The sequence below is a fragment of the Paramagnetospirillum kuznetsovii genome, from assembly GCF_003284725.1.
Taxonomy (GTDB): Bacteria; Pseudomonadota; Alphaproteobacteria; order Rhodospirillales; family Magnetospirillaceae; genus Phaeospirillum; species Phaeospirillum kuznetsovii.
Genome location: NZ_PGTO01000005.1, coordinates 187,732 through 213,250, shown reverse-complemented (window position 1 = coordinate 213,250; position 25,519 = coordinate 187,732). Strand labels below are relative to the sequence as shown.

Here is a 25,519-nt window from a genome sequence, read left to right as displayed (position 1 = left end):
CATGACTGCTCCGACCGTGCTCGATCGCGCCCTGGGCGCCTTTCTCGGCTTTGCCGTGGGCGACGCGCTGGGCGCCACCGTCGAATTCCTGACGAAGGGCGAGATCCACGACAAATACGGCGTTCATCGCAAGATGATCGGCGGCGGCTGGCTGCATCTGGCGCCCGGCCAGGTGACCGACGACACCGAGATGGCCCTGGCCCTGGGCCGCTCGCTGGTCAACCGTCAACTGTTCGACGCCAAGGATGTCTGCGACGAGTTCGCCGCCTGGCTGAAGACCGGCCCGGTGGACGTGGGCAACACCTGTCGGCGCGGCATCCGCCGCTACATCACCAACGGTACCACCGAAGGCCCCTATTGCGAGGGCGACGGCGGCAACGGCGCCGCCATGCGCAATCTGCCGGTGGCCCTGGCCACCCTGGGCAAACCCGACCTGATGGAGGAATGGACCATCGGGCAATGCCACATCACCCACCACCATCCATTATCCGATGACGCCTCGGTGGCGCTGGGCCATATGGCGCAGCAACTGGTGCTGGGCAATGGCATGAAGGCGGCGCGCGAGGAAGCCCGCAAACTGGTGGAGAAGCACAAGAGCTTCCGCTTCGAGGCCGTCCGCTTCCAGTCCACCGCCTATATCGTCGATACCATGCAGACGGTGCTGCACTTCTATTTCGTCACCGACACCTTCCGCAGTTGCATGATCGAGGTGGTCAACCAGGGCGGCGACGCCGACACCACCGGCGCCATCGTCGGCATGCTGGCTGGTGCCACCTATGGCGTTCAGGAGATTCCCGACGCGTGGCTGAACAAGCTGGACAAGAAGATTGTCTCGGAAATCATGGTCATGGTTCCGGCCCTGCTGAAGCTGTGCGGGCACCGCTAGGCTGCGGAAAAAGCCCATTCCCTTTCGTCATTCCCGCGAAAGCGGGAATCCATGCATCCACAGCACCCTGTATTGTGGTCTCGGCATGACCTCGCCGCACCATGGCCCCCCGCCTGCGCGGGGGTGACGAGAAAAAGGATGGTCTGAGAGTTTACGAAGCGGACAAAATTGAAGGGGCGCCCCTTGCGGGACGCCCCTTCGTCGATCTGCGAGCTTCCGCCACCTACCGCCGCAGATCGATCTCGACGCCCGGCTCTCCCGAGAATTCCACCAGGATATCCTCGTTGCGGACGATGTACTGACAGGCCAGCCGGTAGGGCGGCGGCATGTCGTTGGTCTCGGCATTGGCCAGCTGTTCCTTGGTCAGCTTGCCGTTCACCGAAAGGGTCAGCTTTTCCTTCTCGGTCAGGTGAATGCCCGCCGGACGCTTGTCCTCGAGGATGGTCACCTTGATCAGGCACGAGCCGCACTGGCCGTCCTGGCACTGACAGGGAAGAGCGATGTTGTGCTGCTTGGCGACGCCCAGCAGGGTCTTGTTGTCGCCCGCCACCGCATAGACGGTGATGTCCTTTTCAAGGGTGGGAGCGCTGAATGTTACGTTTGCCATTATTCTTCCTCTCCAAGGGTTGAGTGGCTCAGGGTGCGGCGGTCAGGCCGGCGACGGCCTCGGACAGCGGCATGATCAAGGGCTTGATGCCTTCGAGTTCCAGGAACTTGATCTCGTTGCGGGTCATGTCCTCGGGGACCACCGCATAGCGCGGCCCGCCGGAACGCTTGCAGATCTGGCGGGCGAAGGTGCGCAGGATCTGGTCGTAGAAGCGACACCCTAAGAAGATGAAGCCGCGCCCGGCCCGACGGGATTTGACCGCCTCGGGAATGGGGGTCTGGATGTCGATGTCGGTCAAGACCTCCACATAGTCGGAGTCGGAGACCAAAACGTCGCCGGTGGGCTGCGCCGCCCCGTGGGGCTTGTACAGAACGGTCCCCCACCCGACCGCCTGCTCGTCGGCGACGATGGTGCCGTCGGGGGTGACGGCGCGGTTCCAGACGCCGCCGTCGATGCGCCGCGCCTTGGAGGCGCCCTGGACAATACCCCAATCGGTGCGACCGGCGGCGACCAGGGCGGCCCGCATGGCGCCGTCATACCAGGTATCGACGATCATGGGCAGCTTGGGCAGGCCGGCCAGCCAGACATGCAGGGCATTGGGGGCCGGAACCGTCTTGAAGGTGTCGGCCATCATGCGGTCGATGGTGACGCGGTGCTTGTGGGTCTCGATATACTGGGCGGCATGCCACAGATTGTTCTTGATGCGACCGGGGACGCCGACCTTGCTGGCCAGCAGCAGCGCCAGTTCCCGCGCCCCGGTGGGAACCGGAGAGGCACCGTCCAACAGCAGCGTGTCCGGTCCCAGGAACGGGATCAGATTACCAGCGGCGACTTCGGCGCCGATACCGTTGAGCAGTGCCTTGGGGGAATCCAGCATGGGGGCGTTCTCCTGATCGGGGCTCACTCGTCGCCGCCGCCGATCTTGCGGGCCTCGACGGTAATGGGCAGCCTGGTGTCCGGCGGCATCTCGGGCATGGCGAAGGTCCAGCCGTTGGCGATCTTGGCCCAACCGCCCCACAGACCTTCCTTTTCCATCTCGACGACGTTCTCCTCCAGGTCCTTCTTGGGGACATAGATTTCGTAAACCTCGCCTTTCTTGCGAACCATGACCTTCATGACGCCTTCCCCTCCAGTTCGTGGGCGCGCATGCCCACAAGGCGACCGCTGTCGATGAACTCGACGGCGTAGATGTAGAAGCGGTTGAGGTAGGTGCCCACATTGTGGACATAGCCCGCCTCGCCCTTGCGGATCAGGATTTCCCCCATCTTGGCACCGGGGTAGGTACCGTCGTTGCGGACGTCTTTCAGCGAGATCACCTCGTCGCCGCGTTCGAAGGCGGCCGGATCCCAAAGTTCAAAGACTTCCTCGGTCATTGGTTGACCTCCCCCGGGTGCCGGATTGGAACCTAGCCCTGAACGATGCAGCCCTCGACCGGGCAGACCGCCTGGCACTTGGGGGCGTCGCCGTCGCACTCGGTGCAGCCCGAGGCCTTGATGACATAGACATCGTTCTTCAAGGAAATGGCGGCGTTGGGGCACTCGAATTCGCAAGCGCCGCAGGAGGTGCATTCGTCAGCAATGATCTTGAGGGCCATGATGTTCTCCTTTGCTCGTTAAATCAGGCGATGACCGAGGTCTCGGCGCGGTTGCCGAACCGGTCGGCATACCAGGCCGCGATCGCGGTCTCGATGTATTCGAAGGGGTATTGATCGACGGCTTCGATGCCGGCTTTCTTCAGGTCGTCCTTAGGGCAACGGCCGATCTTGGCGACGAAGACGGTCTCGATGCCTTCCAGGGCGGCAAGGACCACGTCCAACTTGTCATCGTCGCCATAGCCGCCGACGCAGTAATTGTCGGCCTTGCGGTGGCCGGAGAAGCGAACGCCCTTGGCGTCCACCTCGAACACCTGGAATTCCTTGGCGTGGCCGAAATGCTGGTTGATGCGGCCGCCGCCCTTGGTGCAGATGGCCACCAGCTTGGCGGGAGCCTCTTCCACCGTCTCGGCCAGTTCGGCCTCGGCCGAGGCGACCGCCTTGTTGCGGTCGGCCCGCTCGCGCTCGACCACTTCGCGGTAGAGACGGCGCGGCTCGGGATCGTAGGAGGGCGCCTCGGGGATCTTGTCCAGGGTGAAGTCCTGGGACAGATCCTCGCCCAGCATGCCGACGGCATCGGCGCGGCACTGGCGACAGTGGCGCATCAGATTGGCGCCGCCCGCCAGCTTGTCCTGCAGATCCTTCAACTCGGCGGGCTTGGGGCCGCGCTGGCCGGACAGGCCGAAGGCGGTGCCGTGGGCGGCGTCCGAGATCAGCGGCATGACGTTGTGGAGGAAGGCGCCACGCGCCTTGATGGCCTTGTTGACCTCGATCAGGTGCTGGTCATTGATGCCGGGGATCATCACCGAGTTGATCTTGGTCAGGATGCCCTTCTCGGTCAGACGCTCCAGGCCCTCCATCTGCCGTTCGTGCAGGATGCGGGCGCCCTCGATACCGGTGTAGCGCTTACCCTTGAAGTAGATCCAGGGATAGATCAGCGCGCCGATTTCCGGGTCGATCATGTTGATGGTGATGGTGACGTGGTCGATATTGTGCTCGGCCAGCTCGTCCACATGGTCCGGCAGGGCCAGGCCATTGGTGGAGACGCAGTATTTGAGGTCGGGCATCAGCTTGGAGACCTCGCGGAAGGTCGCCGAGGTGTGGCGCCAGTCGAACATGGAATCGCCGGGACCGGCGATGCCGAGCACCGAGAGCTGCGGCACCTTGGCCGCCACCGCCGCCACCTTGCGCGCCGCCTGCTCGGGCGTCAGCTTCTCGCTGGTGACGCCGGGCCGCGACTCGTTGGCGCAGTCGTATTTGCGGTTGCAGTAGTTGCACTGGATGTTGCAGGCCGGAGCCACGGCGACATGCATGCGGGCGAAGTAGTGATGGGCTTCCTCGCTATAGCAGGGATGGTCCTTCACCTTGTCCCAGATATGGGCGGGCATGTCGCCCTGGCCGTCGGACGAACCGCAGGAGCTTGAGGAACAGCCGCCACCGGCCGGGGCCTTGGGCGCTTCGGAAACCGGGCGGGACCGCAAAATGCTGGTCAGGGGTACGACGTTGCTGGACACCGGCAGCCTCCTCGTGAAAGGGATCACGAGACTGGCTTTGCAAGCGCGATGCCAGTTGCTGCACCGCAAGAAAGTGGCGGAATTGCTGGGTTTTGGCTCTGTCGCACATGCGACAGAGCGTCGCAGACCCTACAACTGGCGGACTTCGATGTTGTGCTTCTTCAGGGCATAGCCGATCTGACGGGGGGTCAGCCCCATCAGCCGGGCGGCCTTGGCCTGAACCCAACCGCATTTCTCCATGGCCTGGATCAGACGGTCGCGTTCCGAGGCGTCATCCCCTTCGGCGAGGGGCGCCACGGGATCCGCCACCGGTGGCGCGGCGGCGACGGGCGGTGCGGGCGGCACCAGCGGGCCGGTGGGAACCGGCACCGGAGCCGAGCGCTGGTTGGTGGCATGGGCTTGGCCCGGCTTGCTCCACAGCGACGAGGACAGACAGGTGTCCTGACGACACGACAGGTCCATTTCCTCGATCACCTGGCCACGGGTCATGGTGGCGGTGCGATAGACGCAGTTTTCCAATTCGCGGACATTGCCGGGGAAATAGCAGCACTGCAGCACCTGCAGCGCCTTGTCCGAGAAGGAGAGCGCGCGGCTGTTCTCGGTGTTGAACTGCTTGAGGAAATACATGGCCAGCAGCGGGATGTCGCCTTGGCGCTCGCGCAGCGGCGGCAGGAAGATGGGCACCACGTTGAGGCGGAAATACAGGTCGGAGCGGAAGCTGCCGTCGCTGACGGCGGCTTCGAGATCGCGGTTGGTGGCGGCGACAAGGCGCACATCCACCTTGACAGTCTTGGTGCCGCCCACCCGTTCGAACTCGCCTTCTTGCAGAACCCGCAGCAGCTTGGCCTGGAAGTTGGACGAAATCTCGCCGATCTCGTCCAGGAACAGGGTGCCGGTATGGGCCAGCTCGAACCGGCCCTTGCGGTCGGCGACGGCGCCGGTGAACGAGCCCTTCTCGTGGCCGAACAGTTCGGATTCCAGCACGCTTTCCGACAGGGCGGCGCAATTGACCTTGATGAAGGGCTTTTGCGCACGGGGCGACAGGATGTGAACGGCACGGGCGACAAGCTCCTTGCCGGTGCCGCTTTCGCCGCGCAGCAAGATGGTGGCCTTGGTTGACGCGGCCTGCTGAACCTGGCCGAACACGCGGGTCATGGCCTCCGAGGTGCCGACCACATCCTCCAACCCCTTGATGGGCAGAGCGGGAGCGGCGTCCTCCATCTGCTTCTTCAACCGGCTGGTATCGGTCATCAGCGTCTGGCGGTCGGCGGCGACCTTGCGGTGCAGGCTGACGGTCTGCCCCACCAGGGTGGCGACCATGGTCAGGAAGCGCAGATCATGCTCGAAGGTGTATTGGGGGCTGCCGTCCCAGACCCGTTCCACCGACAGGGCGCCGAACGCCTTTTCCGTGGTCTTGATGGGAACGCAGAAAAAAGAAACGTCCTCGCCTTCCAGGGCGGCATTGCCGGTCACGTAATCGGCCAGCAGCGGCTCGTCGATGGCGTTGGCGGCGACCATGGGCACGCCGGTGGAGATCACCTTGGCGGCGGCGGTGAAGGGATATTTGAGCCCGCCGTCACGGGCGGCCTGCAACGACATGCCGGTCACCGCGGCAAGGGTGGGCTTGCCGGTGTCGTCATTGAGCACCACGGCGCCATGACGCATGTTGAGATAGGCGGACAGGACGTTGAGAACGTCGTGCAACGCCTTCTTCAGATCCAGCGTCGCGCCAAGAATCTTGCTGATCTCATAGACGCCGATCAGCGGAAGCGCACTCTCGTCAGCCCGATTGACACTCATCTTCATCATCTCACGCCCAATACCTTCACCCCCCGCGCGACGTGTCCCCGACCGACTCTTGATTATTGAGATCATTCTTAGTCCAAGCAGGCTCTGGCGTCCACTCCTGCATATCCTCAAAAAAAACTGGGTCCGCGACGACCGCCGCATGGCTGGGTGCGTGAACAGCGATCGCCATGGGGAGAGGGCCGCACGAAAATTATATGTTGCTGTTTTGTTCTTTTTGGATTTTAATGGTCTACAAGATGGAGGTGCGAATGATGGACGACGCCATGGAAACCGCCGCGCGAAGAATGCTTGACCGTTTCGGCCCTCTGGCCGCCGAGATTTTGACCAGCCAGGCCCGTGATTTGGCGGCGCGCGGCGATTGGCCGGCGCAGGATCGGGCATTGCTGATGCTGACCCGGGTGGAATTCATGGCCAGCCGCCCCATGCGGAGGGTTGCATGATGGCGCGCATTCCCCAAACGGAGCAGGCCGAGATCATCGCCCTGCGAGGCTTGGCTTGGCTGCTGTCGGACTCCGAACGGGCCGAACGCTTCCTGACCACCACCGGCTGCGACGCATCGACCTTGCGTCAGCGGGCGGGCGACCCTGCCCTGCTGGGCTTCGTCCTCGACGCCTTGCTGGGCGACGAAGCCGCGCTGGTGGATTTCGCCGCCTGGGCGGAGGTCGGAGCCACCGAGGTCTCGAGGGCCAGGGCCTTGCTGCCGGGCGCCATGCCGGATTTTCATGCGCCATAGAGCCAGGGACGCAACAGGCGCGTCACCCGCGGCATGACCAGATAGGTCATGATCAACACCTGGGCCGAAACGAAGATCAGCGCCTTCAGCCACAATGGCAATCCCGCCACCAAGCCCCCGAAGGTCAGGTTCAGCCCCAGGACGACCCCATAGGCGACAACGGTGATGACCAAGGCCATCTTGTGGGGCGACGGTTTGGCTTCCACCGGAACCTCGGGCAGATCGAACCAGAATTCCAGGCCGGTCACCTTCTTGACCGAGGCTTCGCCCTCGACGATGTCGCCGATGCGGTCCAGCCAGTGCCGCCGGGCGTCGGAGACCTCGAAGGCGTGGCAATGGCGCCAGGATTCGAAACGGTAGATGGTCACATAGGCGAAATCGGTGGACGGCGCCGGCCGCAGCACGTTGACGCCCTGATAGCCGGGCCAGGACGACGCCTCGGTGGTGATGCCGCTTACCCAGGCTTCGTAATCCCTTTCACATCCCGGCTTGATCCGTCGCGCGATGCTGACCGTCACCGGTCCTTCTTCGTCATGGGCCATGTCATTCGTCCTGGGAAGCAATCATACCTGGGATAAGCTAGTCATTGTGGAACGGGGTTGAAACCTTTCTCCCGCTGCCGTCACAATGCCGCCTGCGCTTGGGAGGCTACATGATGAAGCGGTTGATGACCTTTGCGGCTTATTTTTGCGGGCTGTTGGCCGCTGTCCCGGCCATGGCGGCAAGCCCGACCGCGCCGCCACACGACGGCCCCCTCGCCGCGAGTGTCGGCGTGGAGAAATTTGCCCTGGTGGAGCGCGCCCCCGTTCGCAACGGCTTTGCCCCCTTCACCATCGAGGCCACCGGCCTGCTTCCGGCGCCGCGCAAACGGGAAAGCTTCACCCCCACCGAGGACGCGCATTTCTACACCCTGCGGCGCACGGTTGAACGCTTCCTCCAGCGCAAGGAAGTGGCGGTGGGCTGGTCGAAGGCCAACGACGCCACGATCGCCTTCAACTCGGAATTGTCGCATTTGCGCAACTCGGACGGTGTCGCCTATGCCGTCGAGGGCGAATTGGTGGTGCGCGGCACCAGCGCGATACCGCTCGGCCTGTCCATCACCGCCCCGGCGGACGGACCGCTGATGCGTTATTCCGCCGGACTGATCATCGCCGATCAGGTGGTGTTGATGAAGGAAGGCATGCTGGAGGCCGGACAGCGCAAGGCGACCTGGATGGTATCGCTGAGCCCAAGCGGCGAGGACGCCGCCATCCCCGTGCGCGCCGTCTTCGCGGTACGAGCAGAGGGCGATGACCCCGAGGCCAACCGCAAGGCCCTGGGCGCCGTCACCGCCCTGCTCACATCCTCGTCCGACGGCCGCGCCGCCACGGCGGAACGTCCCACCGATGCCGCTGAATGGCTGAAGCCCCTGACGGTCTATGTCAGACCGGGCGAGATTCCGGGCGCGGCGGGCGGCCACGGCGCCAAGCCCGCCAAGGCCGAGAAAGCCGAGAAGAAGGGTCACTGATTCCAGATCCCAATGAAATAAGGCACGGCGAAACGTGCTCGACCGCAAGGAGGGATCGTTGTGGTAGGCTTCGTGTCATGACATCTTCGCCGCCGCGCCGCCCCGGGCGGACACCGACAGAACGCGCGACCAGGGCCGAGCCGCCAGAGGACTGCCCGGTCAAGGACCGCTGTCGGCGGGCCAGAGCCGCCGTATGCCTGGATTGCGGCGCCAAGCGCCCGCCCCGGCCGAAGGCCCAGCCGAAGCCGGATGTCAGTCGATCGACAGCTTTTCCAACTGACCGAAAATGAAACTGACGATCACCAGGATGAAGGGCAGGATGAACAAGACCCAGACCAGCATATGGACGAAACGGTCGCGGGCGGTATTGTCCACCGGAGCGTATTGACCATCCGAAGTGGCGGGCAGGCTGGCCAGGATGCGCGGCCGCAGCAAGACCCAATAGGCGGCGAACAGCCCCAGGCAGGCCAGCACCGTGACGCCGACGATCTCGGCGCCGACCGAGGCCGCCTTGTCCAACTTGACCCCCATGACCATCAACCAGACCGGAGCAGTCAGCCCCGCCCCCGCCGGAACGATCACGGCGCAAAGCGTGGCGAAGATGCCAAGAGGCGAACTGGGAAGACGCATGGGAACCCTCGAACAGTGACGAACCGGTTGTGGAAAAATCCGTCCAACCTTTCCAAATTCCGTCACCCCCGCGAAAGCGGGGGTCCATGGCGGAGCTAAGCCGATGGCGCAACTCCAAGCGCCACACTGGCTGAAACATGGATTCCCGCTTTCGCGGGAATGACGACGATAATTACCTCACTTATCCGAACCGTCGCGTTCGCGCAAATAGTCATCGGTGGTGCGCGTCACTTTCGGCGCGGCCCCCGCCAGGGGACGGGCGCGCTCCTCCAACTCGTATTGCGCCACCACCCGGCAATCCTCGCACATGCGGATCAGATCCAGGCGGCCCGGCTGGGCGAACATGGAATGGGTGCTCATGCGCTCCACCATGCGCTCGATGGCGGATTTGGACGCGAAGGGCTTGCCGCAGCGGACACAGGGGTAAGGCTCCTCCTCCTTCAGGATCTGACGGGTCTTGGCCAGGGAGGTGAAGGTCAGGCGCGGCACCAGGGTGACCGCCTTTTCCGGGCAGGTGACGCGGCACAATCCGCACTGCACGCAATTGGCTTCCAACAGGCCCAGCGACGGCTTGTCGGGATGGCCCGACAGCGCCTTGGCCGGGCAGGCGCCGACGCAGGCCATGCACAGCGTGCACTTGGCCTGATCCACCGCGATGGCGCCGAAGGGGTCGCCGAGTTCCAGATCCAGCGCCTCGATGGGACTGGGGGCATGACGATGCAGATGGGCCAAAGCGAGGCTCATGGTCTGGCGCTTGCCGCCCAGCACCAGGAATTCCGCCGCCGGGTCGACGCCTTGGCCATGCTGTTTCGCCAGCAACCCGCCAAGGGCGACGGGATCGGCCTCCACCTCCACCAAGACGTCCGATGTCCAACCCAGCGCCGCGACCACCCGATTGGCCAGCGATGCCGCCGCCCGCAGCGGCGCAAGGTCGTCGCGCCGTTTGGGATCGACCAGCACCACCACCCGCGCCGCGCCCTTGGCCAGGGCAGTCAGCAGCAGGTCCGGCCCCAACGCCGCCACGGCGGGAATCGCCAGGGGCAGCACGGCTGCGGGCAAACCGTGGCCGAACCGGGCCAGGGCGGAGATCATTTCGGCGCCATGCTCGGCGTCGTGGAGCAGCACCACCGGCCGCCGACCGCCGCCGGAACCATAGGTCTCCAGCAGGGCGGCGAGCCGCTTGTACAGACCGTTGCCAGCCGGAACATCGAATTGTATGGCGCCGGTGGGGCACGTGCTGGCGCACAACCCATGGCCGTCGCACAGATGGGCATCCACCGTCGCCGCGTCGCCCTTGGGGGTCAGCGCCCCCGACGGACAGACGTCGAGACAGCGGGTGCAGGCGATCTGGCCATTGCGGGAATGGGCGCAGAGCGCGGCGTCGATCCTGATCCAGCGCGGTTTCTCGAACTCACCCACCAGAACGCCGATCTCGGCCAGGGCCTTTTCCAGCGCCACGGCGTCGCCGGGCTTGACCGCCAGCCAGCCGTCGCGGGCCGACAGCAGCGGCGTCTCGCCGCTAAGGTCCAACACCACGTCGGCGCTCAAGCTCCGCTCGCCCACCGGGGCATCGAACGCCAGGGCGCCGCGCGCCGAGGGCGAGGCCCCGGCGATGTCGCTCACCGACAGGCTGAAAGCGCCGAGATAGCCGGAGGCCTTTGTCGGCTTGCCCGAGAACAGTCCCAGACCGCGCACCGGCGGCGGCACCAGATCGGCGTCATGTCCCGGCAGCAGCAGGCAGGTGACGGCGCGCTCGGCCCCCAGGCGGCGGGCGGCGTCCAGCGCCACTTGCCCCTTGCCCAGCACCAGGACGCGGCCCTCCGAGGTCAGGGTCACCGAGGGCGTCGCCTCGATGGCCAAGCTCGCTTCCGCCAGCAGCGCCGCCATCTTGGGGGCGCAGGCCTTGGCGTCATCGGACCAACCGGCGCGGTCGCGGATATCGACGCAGAGCGGGGCCTCGCCCCCGGCGGCGGCGGCCAGTTCCTGGAACAGCGGCGCCTCCTGGCCACAGGCCACCAGCAAGGGCTCGCCCCCGGCCAGAGCGGCGCGGTAGGCCTCCAACTGGGAGCGGCACAGATGGGTGAAGGTCTTGTCCGGCGGCGCGGCCCCCAACGCCTTGGCCACCGCCTTGGCATCGAGCGGCATGGTGCCCTCGCACGAACACAACAGAACCCGCCGTCCACCAAATTTCATTTTGCCGCTCTCCCATTGCCCCCCGTGGGAGGGACGCCTACTCTAAATGGGAGGAGATTTTCATGATAGAGCAAGAAATGTTGGTGCGCCCCGACCCCGAGGACCAGCGTCTCTACCAGTTGGTCGGAGGAATCGATCACGAGGGCAAGCCCATCGAGGCGGCGGTGATCAACGAGCGGCCGCTGACCATTTTCCTCAACGGCCGCGAAATCGTCACCGCCATGACCATCGGCGATCACCCGGAATATCTGGCGCTGGGCTATCTGCTGAACCAGAACATGCTGCGGGCCGACGACGAGATCCGCGCCGTGGACTACGATTCCGAGATCGAGACGGTGGTGGTCCGCACCACCCGGCAGACCGATTACGAGGAGAAGCTGAAGAAGAAGATCCAGACCTCGGGCTGCGCCATGGGCACCGTGTTCGGCGACGTCATGGAGAAATTCGAAACCGTCAGCCTGGACACCTCGGCCAAGTTCCATACCTCGTGGCTCTACGCCCTGCAAAAAAGCATCAACACCATGCCGTCGCTCTATCTCAAGACCGGCGCCATCCACGGCTGCGTGCTGTGCGAGGACGAACGCCCGCTGATCTACATGGAGGATGTCGGCCGCCACAACGCCATGGACAAGATCGCGGGCTACATGTTCCGCCACGGTCTGTCGCCCCAGGGCAAAAGCCTCTACACCACCGGGCGGCTGACCAGCGAGATGGTGATCAAGACGGTGCAGATGGGCATTCCGGTGCTGCTGAGCCGCTCGGGCTTCACCGCCTGGGGGGTCGAGCTTGCCCGCAAAGCCGGTCTGACCCTGATCGGTCGCGCCAAGGGCAAGCGCTTCATCGCCCTGGCCGGGACCGAGCGCATCGTGTACGACGCCGATCCCTCGGCCGCCCATGACGAGCCGGAGCGGATGGCGCGCAAGGGGAGCCGGGATGATGAGTGAGACTCGCCTCGTGCGCATAGCCCCTCCCCTTGATGGGGAGGGGTTGGGGTGGGGTGATCGCATCAGCGAAGCAAGTCGTCTGAGATCGGCGCGGCGGAACCACCCCCACCCTGGCCCTCCCCACGCAAGCGGGGGAGGGAAATGATGGAGTCTTCATCATGACCCCCCCCAATCCCCCCATCGCCGGGCTGATTCTGGCCGGCGGCCTGTCGCGCCGCATGGGCGGCGGCGACAAGACCATGATCGAGGTGGAGGGCCAAAGCCTGCTGGACCGGGTCATCGAACGCCTGTCGCCCCAGGTCGGCCCCATGATCCTGAACGCCAACGGCGATCCCGACCGCTTCGCCGAATTCACCCTGCCGGTGGTTCCCGACGTGGTCGATGGCTATGCCGGGCCGTTGGTGGGTGTTCTGACCGGGCTGGAATGGCTGAAGGACCACACCATGGGGGTGGAGTGGATGGTCAGCACCGCCGCCGACACCCCGCTGTTCCCCTTGGACCTGGTGGAGCGGCTGCATGCCGCCGTCAAGGCCGAAGGCGCCGACATCGCCGTCGCCTGCACCAAGGGACAGGCCCACCCGGTCTTCGCCCTGTGGCCGGTGCGGCTGGCGGCCGAACTGCGCGCCGCCGTGGTCGATGAATCCATGCGCAAGATCGACGCCTGGACCGATCGCTACAAGGTGGCGCGGGTGGAATGGCCGGTCACGCCGGCCGATCCCTTCTTCAACGTCAACACCCCGGAAGACGTGGTGCGTCTGCGCCTGATCGTCACTGGCCGCCTGCCGCCCGAGCCGCCGCTGTCGGCATCCACCGAGGTCGCCGTGGTGGTGGAGCGCCGCGACGGCGCCACCAGCTGGATCAAGAACGCTTGGCGGCCGCTGGAGGTGGTGGCGGAGCCGCCGCCCCACGATCAGCCGCTGGTCCTGCTTCGGCAAGAACAGGGATTCGAGCACTACCTTATTCCTCGGGTGACGCTGGCGCTTCACCGCTCCGATCTGGCCAGCTACCGCTACAATCTGGGCGGCGACGAGCCCAGGCTTTACGTGGTGCTGCGGCCCCAGGACGATGCCGAGCAGCCCGTCAGGGTGGTCATGGTCACCGCCGCCCCCGATCAGGCCCAGGCCATGAGCGAAAGCGGCGAGGACATGGTCGACGGCCTGCCCATGCCCAAGGCGCTGCGCGACTGGGTCGAGATGTTCTGCGCCTGCCACCCGCCCGACGAGCCCATGAAGAAGCGCAAGCGCGACACCCTGGACGCCGAGGGTACTTTCGCGGGCAAGGGACGCCGATCATGAGCGAGGCCTTCCTTGAACGCTGGTCCAAGCGCAAGCGAGAGGCCAAGACGGCGGCCGTGGTGGCTGACGAAAGCCCGCCCACCCCAACCCTCCCCCACCAGGGGGGAGGGAGTCCCGCTGAACCGCCGGAACCGCCCGCCGATCTGCCGTCCATCGACTCGCTGGGGGCGGAGTCCGACTATTCCGCCTTCCTCAAGCCCGGCGTGCCCGCCGCCCTGCGGGGCCAGGCGCTGCAAAAGCTGTGGGCCAGCAATCCGTCGCTGATGGCGCCGGAAGTCATGGACCTGCACATGGGCGATTACACCAGCCCGGCGGTGGCCGAGGTGGTCAAGACGGCATGGCGCCTGGGCAAGGGCGTGCTCGACGCCACCGAGTTAGCCGAGGAGAAGTTGGCATCGAACAGCGAGCCGACGCAACAAAATCCCAGTGATGTGTGAATTTATGTTTTTTATACTGCACAACTAGAAATTATACATATCAAAGTCAATATGCTGCGCGGCAGCACTAATTCTCCCAAGGAAATGGGTTGAACTCCCATCATCGTCTTCCGACATTCTTGACTGGTCAGACCATTCCGAGGATGATCGTCATGTCACTTATTTGAAGTGACCAAGGTTTCGGCGACAGATCCGAACCAAATGGGAGATGAGATGCAGGCGAGTTCTGCCATGTCGGCCGTTGCTGAGGAAGATTTCCTGCGGGCTCGCTTTTACGGCCTGTTGGCGACCTTGTTCGCCTCGCCGCCCACCGCCCGCCTGCTGGAGCGCCTGCGCGCCCTCACCCCCGACCCCACCCCGCTGGGCACCGCCCTGGGCGAATTGGCCGCCGCCGCCGCGTCCTCGGACGAAGACTCCGTCGCCGAGGAATACGACGCCCTGTTCATCGGGGTCACCGGCGGCGAGTTGGTGCCCTTCGGATCGTGGTACCTGACCGGCTTCCTGCATGAAAAGCCGCTGGCCGATTTGCGCGCCCACATGGCGCGCCTTGGCATCGAGCCCACGCCCGGCGTCTCCGAACCGGAAGATCACGTGGCCTCGCTGCTGGAGATGATGCAGGGCCTGATCACCGGATTGTTCGACAACGACCTGACGCCGCGAGCGCAGAAAGAGTTCTTCGAGACTCATCTGGGCGGCTGGATGCCCCGCTTCATGACCGATTTGGAAAAGGCCGAATCCGCCCGTTTCTACCGGGCGGTGGCGAAGGTCGGCCGTCTGTTCCTCGACATCGAAACCCAAGCCTTCGCCATGGTGGACTAGAGATGGAGCCCCCGATGACCGAACGTCCCGATAAGACCGCCGCCGCGCTGGACCGTCGCGCCTTTCTCAAGGTCGCCGGGTTGTCGGCGGGCGCCGCCGGAGCCGCCGCCGTGGGCGTCACCGCCACCAAGGCGGACGCCAAGGCCGCCACCGAGGCCCAGACCGGGGCCGGGTATCAGGAAACCGCCCATGTGCGACGCGCTTATGAAGCCGCTGGCTTCTGACCTCGGGAGAACGTGCCATGCTGATCAAGAAGCGTGCCCCCCTCACCTCGCATAATCAAGCTGCAAATAGCCGCCTCTCCGACGCCCTCTCCACCGTCGCCGGCAGCACCGTCGATCGACGCACCTTCCTCAAGCGTTCGGGGCTGGCCGCCGGCGGCGCCGCCCTGGCCGGGGGACTGGCGGCGGGAACCGTGCGCAAGACCGAGGCGGCCGCCCTGGTCTCCGATCCCAAGGCAGAGGTCAAGAAGGCCATCTGCACCCACTGTTCGGTAGGCTGCACCGTCAATGCCGAAGTGTCCAACGGCGTCTGGATCGGCCAGGAACCGGCCTTCGACAGCCCGCTCAACCTGGGCAGCCACTGCGCCAAGGGCGCGGCGGTGCGCGAGCACGCCCATGGCGACCGCCGCCTGAAATACCCCATGAAGCTGGAAGGCGGAAAGTACAAGCGCATCAGTTGGGAACAGGCCATCACCGAGGTGGGCGACCGCCTGTTGAAGATCCGCGAGACCTCTGGTCCCGATTCGGTCTACTGGCTGGGCTCGGCCAAGTTCTCCAACGAACAGTCCTATCTCATGCGCAAATTCGCCGCGCTGTGGGGCACCAACAACGTGGACCATCAGGCCCGCATCTGCCATTCCACCACCGTGGCCGGGGTCGCCCAGACCTGGGGCTATGGGGCCATGACCAATTCCTACAACGACATCCACAATTCCAAGGCGATGTTCTTCATCGGCTCCAACGCCGCCGAGGCCCATCCGGTGGCCATGCTCCATATCCTGAAGGCCAAGGAGCAGAACAAGGCGCCGCTGATCGTCTGCGACCCCCGCTTCACGCGGACCGCCGCCCATGCCGACGAATATGTCCGCCTGCGTCCCGGCACCGACGTGCCGCTGATCTGGGGCATCCTCTACCACATCTTCGAGAACGGCTGGGAAGACAAGGAATACATCCGCAAGCGCGTCTGGGGCATGGATCAAGTCCGCGCCGAAGTGGCCAAATGGACCCCGGAAGAGACCGAGCGCGTGACCGGCGTGCCCGGCGCCCAGGTCAAGCGCGTCGCCGAACTGCTGGCCAAGAACCGCCCCGGCACCGTGGTCTGGTGCATGGGCGGCACCCAGCACACCGTCGGCAACAACAATGTCCGCGCCTATTGCATCTTGCAGCTGGCGCTGGGCAATACCGGCGTGGCGGGCGGCGGCACCAATATCTTCCGTGGTCACGACAACGTCCAGGGCGCCACCGACATGGGGCTCGACGTCACCACGCTGCCCGCCTATTACGGCCTTGCCGCCCCCGCCTGGAAGCATTGGGCGCGGGTCTGGGGCCTTGACTACGAATGGATCAAGGCCCGCTTCAAGACGCCCGAGCTGATGGAAGCGCCCGGCATTCCGGTGTCGCGCTGGTATGACGGCGTCAACGAGGCCAAGGAGAACGTGGCCCAGCCCGACACCATCAAGGCCATGATCTATTGGGGCCACGCCCCCAATTCCCAGACCCGGCAGCCCGAGCTGAAGAAGGCCATGGAGAAGCTCGACACCCTGGTGGTGATCGACCCCTATCCCACCGTCTCGGCGGTGCTGCACGACCGCACCGACGGGGTCTATCTGCTGCCCGCCGCCACCCAGTTCGAGGTGGACGGCTCGCGCACCGCGTCCAACCGCTCCATCCAGTGGTCCGAGCGGGTGATCAAGCCCATGTTCGAGTGCAAGGCCGATCACGAGATCATGTATCTGTTCGCTCGTAAATTCGGCTACGACGCCGAGCTGTTCAAGAACATCAAGGTGAACGGCAGCGAACCGCTGGTCGAGGACATCCTGCGCGAGATCAACAAGGGCGCCTGGACCATCGCCTATACCGGCCAGTCGCCCGAACGCCTCAAGGCCCACATGGCCAACCAGCAGACCTTCGACAAGACGACGCTGCGCGCCGTCGGCGGGCCGTGCGACGGCGATTATTACGGCCTGCCGTGGCCGTGCTGGGGCAATGCCGACGCCAAGCATCCCGGCACACCCAATCTCTACGACACCTCCAAGCCGGTCAAGGAAGGCGGCCTCAACTTCCGCGCCCTGTTCCCCGAATACAAGGGCGAGAGCCTGCTGGCCGTCGATTCCTGGCCCGAGGGCTCGGAACTGCCCGCCGGTCACCCCGGCGTCACCTTCGGCATGCTGAAGAAGCTGGGCTTCGAGGCCGACTTCACCCCCGACGAACTGGCCGTCATCCAGAAGATCGGCGGCGAGAAGGTGGACGACGTCGCCTGGACCGTGGATATGTCGGGCGGCATCCAGCGGGTCGCCGTCAAGCACGGCATCGCGCCGTTCGGCAACGGCAAGGCCCGCGCCGTGGTGTGGAACTTCCCCGATCCGGTTCCCATCCACCGCGAACCGCTCTACACGCCGCGCCGCGATCTGGTGGAGAAGTACCCCACCTATGCCGACAAGAAGATGATGCGGCTGCCCTTCCTCTATAAGACCGTCCAGGACAAGGACGTCTCGAAGGAATTCCCCATCATCCTGACCTCGGGCCGCTTGGTGGAATACGAGGGCGGCGGCGACGAGACCCGCTCCAATCCCTGGCTGGCCGAGTTGCAGCCCGACATGTTCGTCGAGGTCAACGTCTTCGACGCCAACAATGCCGGTCTGCGCCACGGCGAATACTGCTGGGTGCACGGCCCCGAGGGCGGCAAGGTCAAGGTCAAGGCCAAGATCACCGAACGGGTGGGACGCGGCGTCGCCTTCATGCCGTTCCATTTCGGCGGCTGGTTCCAGGGCAAGGATCTGCGCTCCAAATACCCCGAGGGGGCGTCCCCCATCGTGTTGGGCGAAAGCACCAACACCGCCCAGACCTACGGTTACGATGCGGTGACGGCCATGCAGGAGACGAAAGTCACTCTGTGCCGCATCGAGAAGTTCACGGCGTAGGGAGGAGATAGATCATGGCACGCATGAAATTCCTCTGTGACGCCGAACGCTGCATCCATTGCAGCGGCTGCGTCACCGCCTGCAAGAACGAGCACGAGGTGCCCTGGGGCATCAACCGGCGCCGGGTGGTCACGCTGAACGACGGCAAGCCGGGCCAACGTTCGCTGTCGGTGGCCTGCATGCATTGTTCCGACGCGCCCTGCATGGCGGTCTGTCCGGTGGATTGCTTCTACCAGACCAACGACGGCATCGTTTTGCACAACAAGGATCTGTGCATCGGCTGCGGCTATTGCTTCTACGCCTGCCCGTTCGGCGCGCCGCAATATCCCTCCACCGGCAATTTCGGTGGACGCGGCAAGATGGACAAATGCACCTTCTGCTCCGGCGGGCCGGAAGAGGATCACTCCAAGGCCGAATTGGAAAAATACGGCCGCAACCGCATCGCCGAGGGCAAGCTGCCGCTCTGCGCCGAGATGTGCGCCACCAAGGCCTTGCTGGCGGGCGACGGCGACATGGTCTCGACCATCTACCGCGAACGCGTCATGGCGCGCGGGTTCGGCTCCGGCGCGGCGGGCTGGAGTCATGCCTATGGCAAGAAGGGCTGAGGCGATGAAACCGCTGGCCGTCATGCTCGGGCTGGTTTTGCTCGTCGGCTGCAATGCCGATGAGCGGGGCCATGTGGTCTGCCTCGAGAAGGGCGTCTACAAGGGCAAAGCGGATACCCAAATCTCCGACGCCACCCGCACGGATTTGAGGCAACGCATCGCCCTGCAAAGCGAAGGCCCCGCCCGGGTGGCGACGCCACCGGGCATGGCCGTCATGCCTTCGGGCGAGGCTGCCGCCACCGGCCGCATCGCCGGGCAGAAATTCTGAGGCGGAGGAACGCCATGCGCTGGACCACCTTCCTCGCTCTGTTGATGATGGTCGCCGGATTCTGGGCCGGATACGGGCTCGAACCGGCCTTGGCGGCCTCAAGCGACGGCGACGTCCCCACCGCCGCCCAATCCGGTCAGGTCACCTTGCCCGACACCTGGCGGGCCATCCGCCAGGGCGAGCCCGGCTTCATCGCGGGCCAACCGCAAGACCGAGGCGTGCTGATCCAATCCGAGGGCGAGACGTGGCGGGCGGCGCGCAACGGCAAGCTGACCTGGTATGCCGGGCTGGCCCTGGTGGGCGTCTCACTGGCCATCGGCGCCTTCTACCTCATTCGCGGCAAGATCATGATCGAGGGCGGCCCGTCGGGGCGCATGATCCTGCGCTTCAACCGGATCGAACGCATCGGCCACTGGCTCACCGCCGGGTCATTCCTGGTGCTGGGCGTCACCGGGCTGAACATCATGTTCGGCCGCTGGCTTCTGGAACCCATCATCGGCAAGACGCTGTTTTCCTGGCTGACCTGGGCGGGCAAGTGGCTGCACAACCTGTCGGGCTTCGTCTTCATCGCCGGATTGGTGGTCATCTTCGCCCTATGGGCCAAGGACAATCTGTGGGACCGCTATGACTGGGGCTGGATCATGCATGGCGGCGGCCTGCTGAAGATGGGCGACCACCCTCCGGCCGCAAAGTTCAACTTCGGGCAAAAGACCCAGTTCTGGATGGTCATCGTGGTGGGCTCGCTGGTGGCCTCGACCGGGGTCAGCCTGCTGTTCCCGTTCACCTTCGCCCAACTGCACGGCATGCAGGTCATGCAGCTGATCCACGCCGGTCTGGCCGTGGTCATGGTGCTGTTCATCCTGGGCCATATCTATATCGGCACCGTAGGCATGGAAGGCGCCAGCACCGCCGTCACCACCGGCTATGTGGACCTGGAATGGGCGCGCGAGCACCATTCCGTCTGGGTGGAAGAGGTGGAAGGCAAGCAGACCAAACCGGCGGAGTAAGCGATCACCCCTTCCCCCCGGGCTTGTGGCGGGTCAGGTCGTCGGGCCAGATGGCGCTGGGGTCCATGGATTCTCGTCCCGGTTCCGGTTCGGGCAGCGGCTGGCAGGGCTTGAAGCTTTCCAGGCATTTCGCCGCCAGCATCTGATAGGCCTCGGTGCCGCGGGTCTTGCGGGCGATCTCCTCGGCGCTCAGCGCGCGCAGAACCTTGGCGGGAAGGCCCGCCGCCAGCACGCCGGGCGGAATCTTCGCCCCGGCGGGTACGAAGGCCATGGCGCCGATGATGGCGTTCTCGCCGACCTCGGCGCCGTCATAGATGGCGCTGCTCATGCCGATCAGGGCGTTGCGCCGGATCAGGCAGCCATGCACCACCGAGCCGTGGCCCACATGGCCGTTATCCTCGATGGTGGTGTGAAAGCCGGGCGTGCCGTGCAGGATGCAATAATCCTGGATATTGACCCCGGCGCCGATGATCACGCTGGAGAAATCGGCGCGCAGGCTGGCGCCCGGCCCAATATAGCAGCCAGGACCGATGCGGACGTCGCCGATCAGCACGGCGGTGGGATGGACGAAGGAGGACGGGTGAACGACCGGGATCATCCCCTCGAACGAATAGCAAAGACCGGTCATTCAATCCTCCGATGGCGCTCGAACACGGCGCGGATGGGTTCCGGGATGGGAACGGGACGCGATAAAGACACCTGTGGAATGCGGGCGAGACGCCCGCGCCCCGACTATAGCGCGCCATGAGGAGCGCGGCCGTCTCGCCCGCCACGTATAAGTCACTGCGCAGTCCAGCCCCCGTCGGCGGTCAGGCTGGCGCCGGTGATGTTGGCGGCGGCCGACGAACACAGGAAGACCGCCAGCCCACCCAATTGTTCGGGGGTGGTGAATTTCTTGGACGGCTGCTTTTCCGACAGAAGATCGCGCCCAGCCTGCTCCACCGACACGCCCTCGCGGGCGGCGCGGGCGTCGATCTGGGCTTGCACCAGCGGCGTCAGCACCCAGCCGGGACAGATGGCGTTGCAGGTGATGTCGATCTCGGCGGTTTCCAGGGCCACCACCTTGGTCAGCCCCACCACGCCGTGCTTCGAGGCGATATAGGCGGCCTTGTTGACCGAGGCCACCAGACCATGGGCCGAGGCGATGTTGATCACCCGTCCCCAGCCCCGCGCCTTCATGCCGGGCAGCGCGGCGCGGGTGCCCTGGAACACGGCGGTGAGATTGAGGGCGATGACGGCGTCCCAGCGGTCGAGCGGAAATTCCTCCACCGGCGCCACATGCTGGATGCCGGCGTTGTTGACCAGCACATCCACCCGGCCCAGCCGCGCCTCGGCGTCGCGGACCAGATCGCCGGCGCCGTCGGTCTTGGACAGATCGGCGCCGCTATAGAGCACCGTGACGCCGAACTCCGCCGCCAGGGAGGACCGCAGACGCTCAATCTCGGCGGCATCGCCGAAGCCGTTGAGCATGATCTTCGCGCCTTCGGCCGCCATGGCGCGGGCTATCCCCAGGCCGATGCCGCTGGTGGACCCGGTGACGACCGCGACTTTGCCCTTCAACATGGCGCTCTCCCTCCGACCTGTGGTCATAGCGCGCCATGATCACCTGTTCAAGCCAGCCGGTCGAGTTTTTCATGGCAGCACCGCATCCGACCGACTGGTGTAGGCAGGCACAGCTTTAGTATGATATTTCGGGGTTTGCTTAAGTGGATCAACGCTAAAGTGGCGCGTCCAGGGGAAGGTTTTCATGGGACTCTCGCGTTTATCGCTCCGCGTTCGGATACTTGTGATTCCGGCGCTGGCCGCGCTCGGCCTGCTGGTTTTCGCCACCACCAGCGTCATGTCGTTGCGCACGGCCCAGATGGATGTCAGACGGGTTCAGATCCACAGCGTCGTCGAATCCGCAGCCAAGATCGCCGAGGCCTATCACGCCAAGGCCAAGAAGGGCGAGATGAGCGAGGCCGACGCCAAGGCCGCCGCCCTGTCGGCCATCTCGCTGATGCGCTATGACGGCGACAACTATCTGTGGGTCAATGACCTGGACGGTATCTTGCTGATGCATCCCTTCCGGGCGAAGGAAGTCGGCAAGAGCATGCTCGAGGTCAAGGATACCGCCGGAAACTACCTCTACCGGCTTTTCACGGCGTCGGGAAAGGCCGGCGGCGGGCTGGTGGAATATGTCGGGCGCCGCCCTGGCGCCGACAGCTATGATTCGCCGAAACTAGCCCAGATCCTACCCTATGCGCCATGGAACTGGGGAATCGGAACCGGCGTCTATATGGACGACGTGGAAGCCGCCACCCGCAAGGCCATCGCCACGGTCGCAATCATTACCCTGGTGATCCTCGGTCTGGTCACCTCCGTGTCGGTCTGGATCGGCGTTCGCGTCGGCAATCGGGTGCGCCATCAGGCGCGCATCATGCGCCGCCTCGCCGACGGAGACCTCGGCGTCGAAGTCGAGCATGTGGAGGGTCATGACGAGATCGGTGAAATGGCGCGGGCCCTGGAGGTGTTCAAACAGAACGCCACCGACAAGCAACGCATGGAGCAAGAAGCCCTCGCCCAGCGAGAGCACGAAGACCGCGAACAGGCCGCGCGCAACGGCGCCGCCAGTCAGCACGCGGAGACGGTCAAATCCAAGGTCGGCGCCGTCGACAGTGCCACCAGCGGCATCAGCACCACCGCCACTCGCATGGCCGAACGTTCGGAACATAGCGGCAGCCTGTCCCTGGAAATGGGTGACGCCGCGCGCATCACCAGCGAACTTGCCTCGGTGGTGTCCGATGCCACGCAACAATTGTCGCTGGCGGTCGATGAGATTTCAGCACAAGTCGAGAGTGCCAATCAGATGACCCGCAACGCGGTGGATCGGGTCAGCGCGACCGCCGACCAGATGGCCGGCCTGTCGCACTCGGTGCAGTCCATCGGCGACGTGGTCAATCTGATCAACGATATCGCGGCGCAGACCAATCTGCTGGCGCTGAACGCCACCATCGAGGCAGCACGGGCCGGGGAAGCAGGCAAAGGCTTCGCCGTGGTCGCCAACGAGGTCAAGCATCTGGCCAATCAGACCGCGAAGGCCACCGAGGACATCGCCCATCAGGTCAACGAGATTCAGCAATCCGCCCAGGGGATGACCGGCAGCATTTCCGAAGTGGTCGATATCATCCAGGCCCTGAATGGCGTCTCGTCGGCCATCGCCGGAGCGGTGCAGCAGCAAGACGCCTCCACCCGCGAGATCGCCAGCAACGTGGAACAGGTCGCCCATCAGGCCAACGTGGTGTCGACGACCGTCGCTCAGATGGCCCATGCCTCGGCCCAGACCTGCGCAGGCACGGTGCGGGTGATTTGGAGCGCCAAGGCCCTGGCGTCCACGGTGGAAAGCCTGAGCGGCGAGACGGAAACCTTCGTGGCGAGCCTGCGGGGCTAGATGTTCAACGCTTGAAAAACGCTTCCGCTCCCGCCTTCACCGCCTGCTTGCGGGAAATGGCCTGCTTGACCCGTTCGATCTCGGCTTCGAGGTCGCCGATATAGTCGCCCAGTTCCTCGATGGACATGGGGTCCAGATTCTTCAGGGCGGGAGCCTTGCGGACGGGGTCCAATTCGTCGGCATCCATGGTCTGCGCCATCCTCTCTTGCCATTGCCGGTCGAAGGTACCAGATTGACCGCGTCATCGACAGACCCGGGGAATAACAAATGCTGCCCGCCGCCATGACCTGCGTCGAAATCTCCAAGCCCGGCGAGCCCGAGGTGCTGGTCGCCGTCAGCCGTCCGACGCCGATCCCGAACCCCGGTGAAGTGCTCATCAAGGTGGCGGCCGCGGGCGTCAACCGCCCCGACGTGCTGCAGCGCCAGGGCGCCTATCCGGCGCCGCCCGGCGCCTCGGACCTGCCGGGGCTGGAAGTGGCGGGCACCATCGAAGCCCTGGGTGACGGCGTGACCTCGGCCAGGATCGGCGACGCGGTCTGCGCCCTGGTGCCCGGCGGCGGCTATGCCGAATACTGCACCGTGGACGCGCGGCTGTGCCTGCCCATTCCCACGGGCTACGACATGATCCGGGCGGCGGCGCTGCCCGAGACCTTCTTCACCGTCTGGCACAATGTGGTGGAGCGCGGCCGCTTGCAGGCGGGCGAACGCCTGCTGGTCCATGGCGGCGCGTCCGGTATCGGCACCACCGCCATCCAACTGGCCAAGGCGCTGGGCGCCACCGTCTACGCCACCGCGTCGGGCGCCGCCAAGTGCAAGGCCTGCGCCGATCTGGGCGCCGCCATGGCCATCGATTACACCGCCCAGGACTTCGTCGAGGTCATCAAGGCGGAAACCAAGGGCAAGGGCGTCGATGTGATTCTCGACATGGTGGGCGGCGACTATATGCCGCGCAATGTCAAAAGCCTCGCCATGGACGGCCGTCTGGTCTCCATCGCCTTCTTGCGCGGCGCGACGGCCGAGATGAACATGATGCCGGTGATGCTGAAGCGTCTGACCCTGACAGGCTCGACCCTGCGGCCCCAGTCCAACGACGCCAAGGCCCGCATGGCCGAAGGATTGCGCAAGACGGTCTGGCCGCTGCTGGAGGCGGGCGCCATCGCCCCGGTGATTCACGCAACCTTCCCGCTGGCCCGGGCCGCCGAGGCCCATCGCCTGATGGAGAGCAACGCCCATATCGGAAAGATCATCTTGACGGTTTGACCGCTGCCTCAATCACCCATATAACTAGCGTCGCATTCCACGGATTGTCACCGCCCGCCACGCGGCCCCCAGGGCCCCGGCGGGTATTTCGCAAAGTTTCGCGGGGGAGTTCCCGCCCCATCCCGACCGGATGGAGGGGCGCTTGACCGCCGGAGCCGCCGCACCTTGTGCCGCCCGGCTCCTTGAAAGAATTATACAGGAGGTTTCATGGCCCTGCCGCTCATGCCCAAGGCGACCGCCGTCTGGCTGGTCGAAAATACCGCCCTCACCTTCGAACAGGTGGCCGATTTCTGCGGCCTGCATCCGCTTGAGGTCCAGGCCATCGCCGACGGCGAGGTGGCGGTCGGCATCGTCGGTCTCGATCCCGTCGCCAACGGCCAGGTCACCCGCGCCGAGATCGACCGCTGCGAAGGCGATGCCGATTCCCGTCTCAAGCTGACCGTCACCGACATCCCGCAATCCAGCGCCAAGCCCAAGGGCGCCCGCTACACCCCGGTGTCCAAGCGCCAGGACCGCCCCGATGCCATTTCGTGGATCTTGAAGCACCACCCGGAAATGTCCGACGCCGCCATTTCCAAGCTGATCGGCACCACCAAGCCGACCATCCAGTCGGTGCGCGACAAGACCCACTGGAACGCCACCAACATCAAGCCGCGCAATCCGGTGACTCTCGGCATGTGCTCGGAAGCCGATCTGGAAAAGGCCGTCGCCCTGTCCGGTCGCTCACGCGCCCATTACGACGACGCAACTCCCGCCGCCGAGCCTTCCGCCGAGGAATAGCTCGACCGGAAATAGGTCGCATCAACGCCCGTCGGGACCACCCGGCGGGCGTTTCGCGTTTT

General features: G+C 65.1%; 29 protein-coding genes. 16 read left to right on the top strand and 13 right to left on the bottom strand.

The window, feature by feature from the left end:
* Position 1 precedes the first annotated feature (1 nt).
* The gene (gene draG, locus CU669_RS09555; RefSeq protein ID WP_112144054.1) at positions 2–886 is read left to right on the top strand and encodes an ADP-ribosyl-[dinitrogen reductase] hydrolase; all 885 of its coding nucleotides are present in this window, start codon (positions 2–4) and stop codon (positions 884–886) included.
* A gap of 223 nt (positions 887–1,109) precedes the next feature.
* Here draG and CU669_RS09550 read toward each other — a convergent pair whose 3' ends face one another.
* The 7 genes from CU669_RS09550 to nifA all read right to left on the bottom strand — a co-directional run bounded on the left by CU669_RS09550 (position 1,110) and on the right by nifA (position 6,404).
* Positions 1,110–1,493: a 2Fe-2S iron-sulfur cluster-binding protein gene (locus tag CU669_RS09550; RefSeq protein ID WP_112144052.1), complete on the bottom strand. Its 384-nt coding sequence runs from the start codon at positions 1,491–1,493 to the stop codon at positions 1,110–1,112.
* A gap of 28 nt (positions 1,494–1,521) precedes the next feature.
* The gene (locus tag CU669_RS09545) at positions 1,522–2,370 is read right to left on the bottom strand and encodes an SIR2 family NAD-dependent protein deacylase (protein WP_112144119.1); all 849 of its coding nucleotides are present in this window, start codon (positions 2,368–2,370) and stop codon (positions 1,522–1,524) included.
* A gap of 23 nt (positions 2,371–2,393) precedes the next feature.
* Complete coding sequence (gene nifT / locus CU669_RS09540; protein WP_112144051.1) at positions 2,394–2,609, bottom strand: putative nitrogen fixation protein NifT; 216 nt, start codon at positions 2,607–2,609, stop codon at positions 2,394–2,396.
* A complete protein-coding gene (locus CU669_RS09535; protein WP_112144049.1) occupies positions 2,606–2,866 on the bottom strand; it encodes a nitrogen fixation protein NifZ in 261 nt (86 codons plus the stop codon). Before CU669_RS09535 ends, nifT begins: the two co-directional genes overlap by 4 nt.
* A 32-nt stretch (positions 2,867–2,898) precedes the next feature.
* Positions 2,899–3,087 (bottom strand): 4Fe-4S binding protein, encoded by a 189-nt coding sequence (locus CU669_RS09530; protein ID WP_112144047.1) that lies wholly within the window; start codon positions 3,085–3,087, stop codon positions 2,899–2,901.
* 23 nt (positions 3,088–3,110) lie between these two features.
* Positions 3,111–4,598 (bottom strand): nitrogenase cofactor biosynthesis protein NifB, encoded by a 1,488-nt coding sequence (gene nifB, locus CU669_RS09525; protein WP_192884603.1) that lies wholly within the window; start codon positions 4,596–4,598, stop codon positions 3,111–3,113.
* Between the two features lie 129 nt (positions 4,599–4,727).
* On the bottom strand, positions 4,728–6,404 hold the full coding sequence (gene nifA, locus CU669_RS09520; protein ID WP_239988640.1) for a nif-specific transcriptional activator NifA: 1,677 nt from the start codon (positions 6,402–6,404) through the stop codon (positions 4,728–4,730).
* Between the two features lie 251 nt (positions 6,405–6,655).
* On the opposite strand from nifA, the gene CU669_RS09515 reads away from it, so the two are divergent.
* Both CU669_RS09515 and CU669_RS09510 read left to right on the top strand, forming a co-directional pair.
* Positions 6,656–6,847 carry a hypothetical protein gene (locus CU669_RS09515; RefSeq protein ID WP_146747713.1) on the top strand — a complete coding sequence of 64 codons (192 nt, stop codon included), beginning with the start codon at positions 6,656–6,658 and terminating at the stop codon, positions 6,845–6,847.
* Positions 6,844–7,140 carry a DUF3572 domain-containing protein gene (locus tag CU669_RS09510; protein ID WP_112144044.1) on the top strand — a complete coding sequence of 99 codons (297 nt, stop codon included), beginning with the start codon at positions 6,844–6,846 and terminating at the stop codon, positions 7,138–7,140. The genes CU669_RS09515 and CU669_RS09510 overlap by 4 nt, the downstream gene beginning before the upstream one ends.
* Here CU669_RS09510 and CU669_RS09505 read toward each other — a convergent pair.
* Entirely contained in the window at positions 7,128–7,682 is a 555-nt protein-coding gene (locus CU669_RS09505) for an antibiotic biosynthesis monooxygenase (protein ID WP_112144043.1), read from the bottom strand. The genes CU669_RS09510 and CU669_RS09505 overlap by 13 nt on opposite strands.
* A gap of 125 nt (positions 7,683–7,807) precedes the next feature.
* On the opposite strand from CU669_RS09505, the gene CU669_RS09500 reads away from it, so the two are divergent.
* Entirely contained in the window at positions 7,808–8,647 is an 840-nt protein-coding gene (locus CU669_RS09500) for a hypothetical protein (protein WP_146747712.1), read from the top strand.
* Positions 8,648–8,899: 252 nt separating this feature from the next.
* Here the strand turns inward: CU669_RS09500 and CU669_RS09495 are convergent, their stop codons facing one another.
* A complete protein-coding gene (locus CU669_RS09495; RefSeq protein WP_112144039.1) occupies positions 8,900–9,277 on the bottom strand; it encodes a hypothetical protein in 378 nt (125 codons plus the stop codon).
* A 177-nt stretch (positions 9,278–9,454) separates the two neighbouring features.
* Positions 9,455–11,422 (bottom strand): 4Fe-4S binding protein, encoded by a 1,968-nt coding sequence (locus CU669_RS09490; protein WP_239988635.1) that lies wholly within the window; start codon positions 11,420–11,422, stop codon positions 9,455–9,457.
* 110 nt (positions 11,423–11,532) lie between these two features.
* On the opposite strand from CU669_RS09490, the gene fdhD reads away from it, so the two are divergent.
* From fdhD to CU669_RS09445, 9 genes are all read left to right on the top strand, one after another.
* Complete coding sequence (fdhD, locus tag CU669_RS09485) at positions 11,533–12,414, top strand: formate dehydrogenase accessory sulfurtransferase FdhD (RefSeq protein ID WP_112144035.1); 882 nt, start codon at positions 11,533–11,535, stop codon at positions 12,412–12,414.
* 158 nt (positions 12,415–12,572) lie between these two features.
* On the top strand, positions 12,573–13,709 hold the full coding sequence (gene mobA, locus CU669_RS09480) for a molybdenum cofactor guanylyltransferase MobA (RefSeq protein ID WP_112144033.1): 1,137 nt from the start codon (positions 12,573–12,575) through the stop codon (positions 13,707–13,709).
* Positions 13,706–14,146 (top strand): DUF3306 domain-containing protein, encoded by a 441-nt coding sequence (locus CU669_RS09475; RefSeq protein WP_112144031.1) that lies wholly within the window; start codon positions 13,706–13,708, stop codon positions 14,144–14,146. The genes mobA and CU669_RS09475 overlap by 4 nt, the downstream gene beginning before the upstream one ends.
* Positions 14,147–14,377: 231 nt before the next feature.
* Entirely contained in the window at positions 14,378–14,965 is a 588-nt protein-coding gene (locus tag CU669_RS09470) for a TorD/DmsD family molecular chaperone (RefSeq protein ID WP_239988634.1), read from the top strand.
* Between the two features lie 14 nt (positions 14,966–14,979).
* Complete coding sequence (locus CU669_RS09465) at positions 14,980–15,189, top strand: twin-arginine translocation signal domain-containing protein (RefSeq protein ID WP_239988633.1); 210 nt, start codon at positions 14,980–14,982, stop codon at positions 15,187–15,189.
* 17 nt (positions 15,190–15,206) lie between these two features.
* On the top strand, positions 15,207–18,107 hold the full coding sequence (locus tag CU669_RS09460; RefSeq protein WP_112144028.1) for a formate dehydrogenase subunit alpha: 2,901 nt from the start codon (positions 15,207–15,209) through the stop codon (positions 18,105–18,107).
* Positions 18,108–18,121: 14 nt separating this feature from the next.
* The gene (fdh3B, locus tag CU669_RS09455; protein ID WP_112144027.1) at positions 18,122–18,712 is read left to right on the top strand and encodes a formate dehydrogenase FDH3 subunit beta; all 591 of its coding nucleotides are present in this window, start codon (positions 18,122–18,124) and stop codon (positions 18,710–18,712) included.
* A 4-nt stretch (positions 18,713–18,716) separates the two neighbouring features.
* Complete coding sequence (locus tag CU669_RS09450) at positions 18,717–18,980, top strand: hypothetical protein (RefSeq protein ID WP_112144025.1); 264 nt, start codon at positions 18,717–18,719, stop codon at positions 18,978–18,980.
* 14 nt (positions 18,981–18,994) lie between these two features.
* Positions 18,995–19,987 (top strand): formate dehydrogenase subunit gamma, encoded by a 993-nt coding sequence (locus CU669_RS09445; protein WP_112144023.1) that lies wholly within the window; start codon positions 18,995–18,997, stop codon positions 19,985–19,987.
* A gap of 4 nt (positions 19,988–19,991) precedes the next feature.
* On the opposite strand, the gene CU669_RS09440 is transcribed toward CU669_RS09445, so the two are convergent.
* Both CU669_RS09440 and CU669_RS09435 read right to left on the bottom strand, forming a co-directional pair.
* On the bottom strand, positions 19,992–20,615 hold the full coding sequence (locus tag CU669_RS09440) for an acyltransferase (RefSeq protein ID WP_112144022.1): 624 nt from the start codon (positions 20,613–20,615) through the stop codon (positions 19,992–19,994).
* A gap of 152 nt (positions 20,616–20,767) precedes the next feature.
* On the bottom strand, positions 20,768–21,550 hold the full coding sequence (locus tag CU669_RS09435; RefSeq protein ID WP_112144020.1) for a 3-hydroxybutyrate dehydrogenase: 783 nt from the start codon (positions 21,548–21,550) through the stop codon (positions 20,768–20,770).
* Between the two features lie 184 nt (positions 21,551–21,734).
* Between CU669_RS09435 and CU669_RS09430 the strand changes: the two genes are divergently transcribed.
* Positions 21,735–23,417, top strand: a complete 1,683-nt coding sequence (locus tag CU669_RS09430) for a methyl-accepting chemotaxis protein (RefSeq protein ID WP_112144018.1) — start codon at positions 21,735–21,737, stop codon at positions 23,415–23,417.
* Between the two features lie 4 nt (positions 23,418–23,421).
* On the opposite strand, the gene CU669_RS09425 is transcribed toward CU669_RS09430, so the two are convergent.
* Positions 23,422–23,616 (bottom strand): DUF1192 domain-containing protein, encoded by a 195-nt coding sequence (locus tag CU669_RS09425; RefSeq protein WP_239988632.1) that lies wholly within the window; start codon positions 23,614–23,616, stop codon positions 23,422–23,424.
* Positions 23,617–23,684: 68 nt separating this feature from the next.
* On the opposite strand from CU669_RS09425, the gene CU669_RS09420 reads away from it, so the two are divergent.
* On the top strand, positions 23,685–24,677 hold the full coding sequence (locus CU669_RS09420; protein WP_112144017.1) for an NAD(P)H-quinone oxidoreductase: 993 nt from the start codon (positions 23,685–23,687) through the stop codon (positions 24,675–24,677).
* A 207-nt stretch (positions 24,678–24,884) separates the two neighbouring features.
* The gene (locus CU669_RS09415) at positions 24,885–25,457 is read left to right on the top strand and encodes a DUF1013 domain-containing protein (RefSeq protein WP_112144015.1); all 573 of its coding nucleotides are present in this window, start codon (positions 24,885–24,887) and stop codon (positions 25,455–25,457) included.
* Positions 25,458–25,519 lie beyond the last annotated feature (62 nt).

Excerpts from the sequence above, each read along its gene's own strand:
- CU669_RS09545 (WP_112144119.1), bottom strand. The coding sequence starts at position 2,370 with ATGCTGGATTCCCCCAAGGCACTGCTCAACGGTATCGGCGCCGAAGTC.
- CU669_RS09495 (WP_112144039.1), bottom strand. The coding sequence starts at position 9,277 with ATGCGTCTTCCCAGTTCGCCTCTTGGCATCTTCGCCACGCTTTGCGCC.
- CU669_RS09420 (WP_112144017.1), top strand. The coding sequence starts at position 23,685 with ATGCTGCCCGCCGCCATGACCTGCGTCGAAATCTCCAAGCCCGGCGAG.
- fdh3B (WP_112144027.1), top strand. The coding sequence starts at position 18,122 with ATGGCACGCATGAAATTCCTCTGTGACGCCGAACGCTGCATCCATTGC.
- nifT (WP_112144051.1), bottom strand. The coding sequence starts at position 2,609 with ATGAAGGTCATGGTTCGCAAGAAAGGCGAGGTTTACGAAATCTATGTC.
- mobA (WP_112144033.1), top strand. The coding sequence starts at position 12,573 with ATGACCCCCCCCAATCCCCCCATCGCCGGGCTGATTCTGGCCGGCGGC.
- CU669_RS09450 (WP_112144025.1), top strand. The coding sequence starts at position 18,717 with ATGAAACCGCTGGCCGTCATGCTCGGGCTGGTTTTGCTCGTCGGCTGC.
- CU669_RS09530 (WP_112144047.1), bottom strand. The coding sequence starts at position 3,087 with ATGGCCCTCAAGATCATTGCTGACGAATGCACCTCCTGCGGCGCTTGC.
- CU669_RS09430 (WP_112144018.1), top strand. The coding sequence starts at position 21,735 with ATGGGACTCTCGCGTTTATCGCTCCGCGTTCGGATACTTGTGATTCCG.
- CU669_RS09510 (WP_112144044.1), top strand. The coding sequence starts at position 6,844 with ATGATGGCGCGCATTCCCCAAACGGAGCAGGCCGAGATCATCGCCCTG.
- CU669_RS09475 (WP_112144031.1), top strand. The coding sequence starts at position 13,706 with ATGAGCGAGGCCTTCCTTGAACGCTGGTCCAAGCGCAAGCGAGAGGCC.
- CU669_RS09500 (WP_146747712.1), top strand. The coding sequence starts at position 7,808 with ATGACCTTTGCGGCTTATTTTTGCGGGCTGTTGGCCGCTGTCCCGGCC.
- CU669_RS09515 (WP_146747713.1), top strand. The coding sequence starts at position 6,656 with ATGATGGACGACGCCATGGAAACCGCCGCGCGAAGAATGCTTGACCGT.
- CU669_RS09465 (WP_239988633.1), top strand. The coding sequence starts at position 14,980 with ATGACCGAACGTCCCGATAAGACCGCCGCCGCGCTGGACCGTCGCGCC.
- CU669_RS09440 (WP_112144022.1), bottom strand. The coding sequence starts at position 20,615 with ATGACCGGTCTTTGCTATTCGTTCGAGGGGATGATCCCGGTCGTTCAC.
- fdhD (WP_112144035.1), top strand. The coding sequence starts at position 11,533 with ATGATAGAGCAAGAAATGTTGGTGCGCCCCGACCCCGAGGACCAGCGT.
- CU669_RS09445 (WP_112144023.1), top strand. The coding sequence starts at position 18,995 with ATGCGCTGGACCACCTTCCTCGCTCTGTTGATGATGGTCGCCGGATTC.
- CU669_RS09470 (WP_239988634.1), top strand. The coding sequence starts at position 14,378 with ATGTCGGCCGTTGCTGAGGAAGATTTCCTGCGGGCTCGCTTTTACGGC.
- CU669_RS09435 (WP_112144020.1), bottom strand. The coding sequence starts at position 21,550 with ATGTTGAAGGGCAAAGTCGCGGTCGTCACCGGGTCCACCAGCGGCATC.
- CU669_RS09460 (WP_112144028.1), top strand. The coding sequence starts at position 15,207 with ATGCTGATCAAGAAGCGTGCCCCCCTCACCTCGCATAATCAAGCTGCA.
- CU669_RS09535 (WP_112144049.1), bottom strand. The coding sequence starts at position 2,866 with ATGACCGAGGAAGTCTTTGAACTTTGGGATCCGGCCGCCTTCGAACGC.
- CU669_RS09415 (WP_112144015.1), top strand. The coding sequence starts at position 24,885 with ATGGCCCTGCCGCTCATGCCCAAGGCGACCGCCGTCTGGCTGGTCGAA.
- draG (WP_112144054.1), top strand. The coding sequence starts at position 2 with ATGACTGCTCCGACCGTGCTCGATCGCGCCCTGGGCGCCTTTCTCGGC.
- CU669_RS09425 (WP_239988632.1), bottom strand. The coding sequence starts at position 23,616 with ATGGCGCAGACCATGGATGCCGACGAATTGGACCCCGTCCGCAAGGCT.
- CU669_RS09490 (WP_239988635.1), bottom strand. The coding sequence starts at position 11,422 with ATGCCGCTCGATGCCAAGGCGGTGGCCAAGGCGTTGGGGGCCGCGCCG.
- nifA (WP_239988640.1), bottom strand. The coding sequence starts at position 6,404 with ATGAAGATGAGTGTCAATCGGGCTGACGAGAGTGCGCTTCCGCTGATC.
- CU669_RS09505 (WP_112144043.1), bottom strand. The coding sequence starts at position 7,682 with ATGGCCCATGACGAAGAAGGACCGGTGACGGTCAGCATCGCGCGACGG.
- CU669_RS09550 (WP_112144052.1), bottom strand. The coding sequence starts at position 1,493 with ATGGCAAACGTAACATTCAGCGCTCCCACCCTTGAAAAGGACATCACC.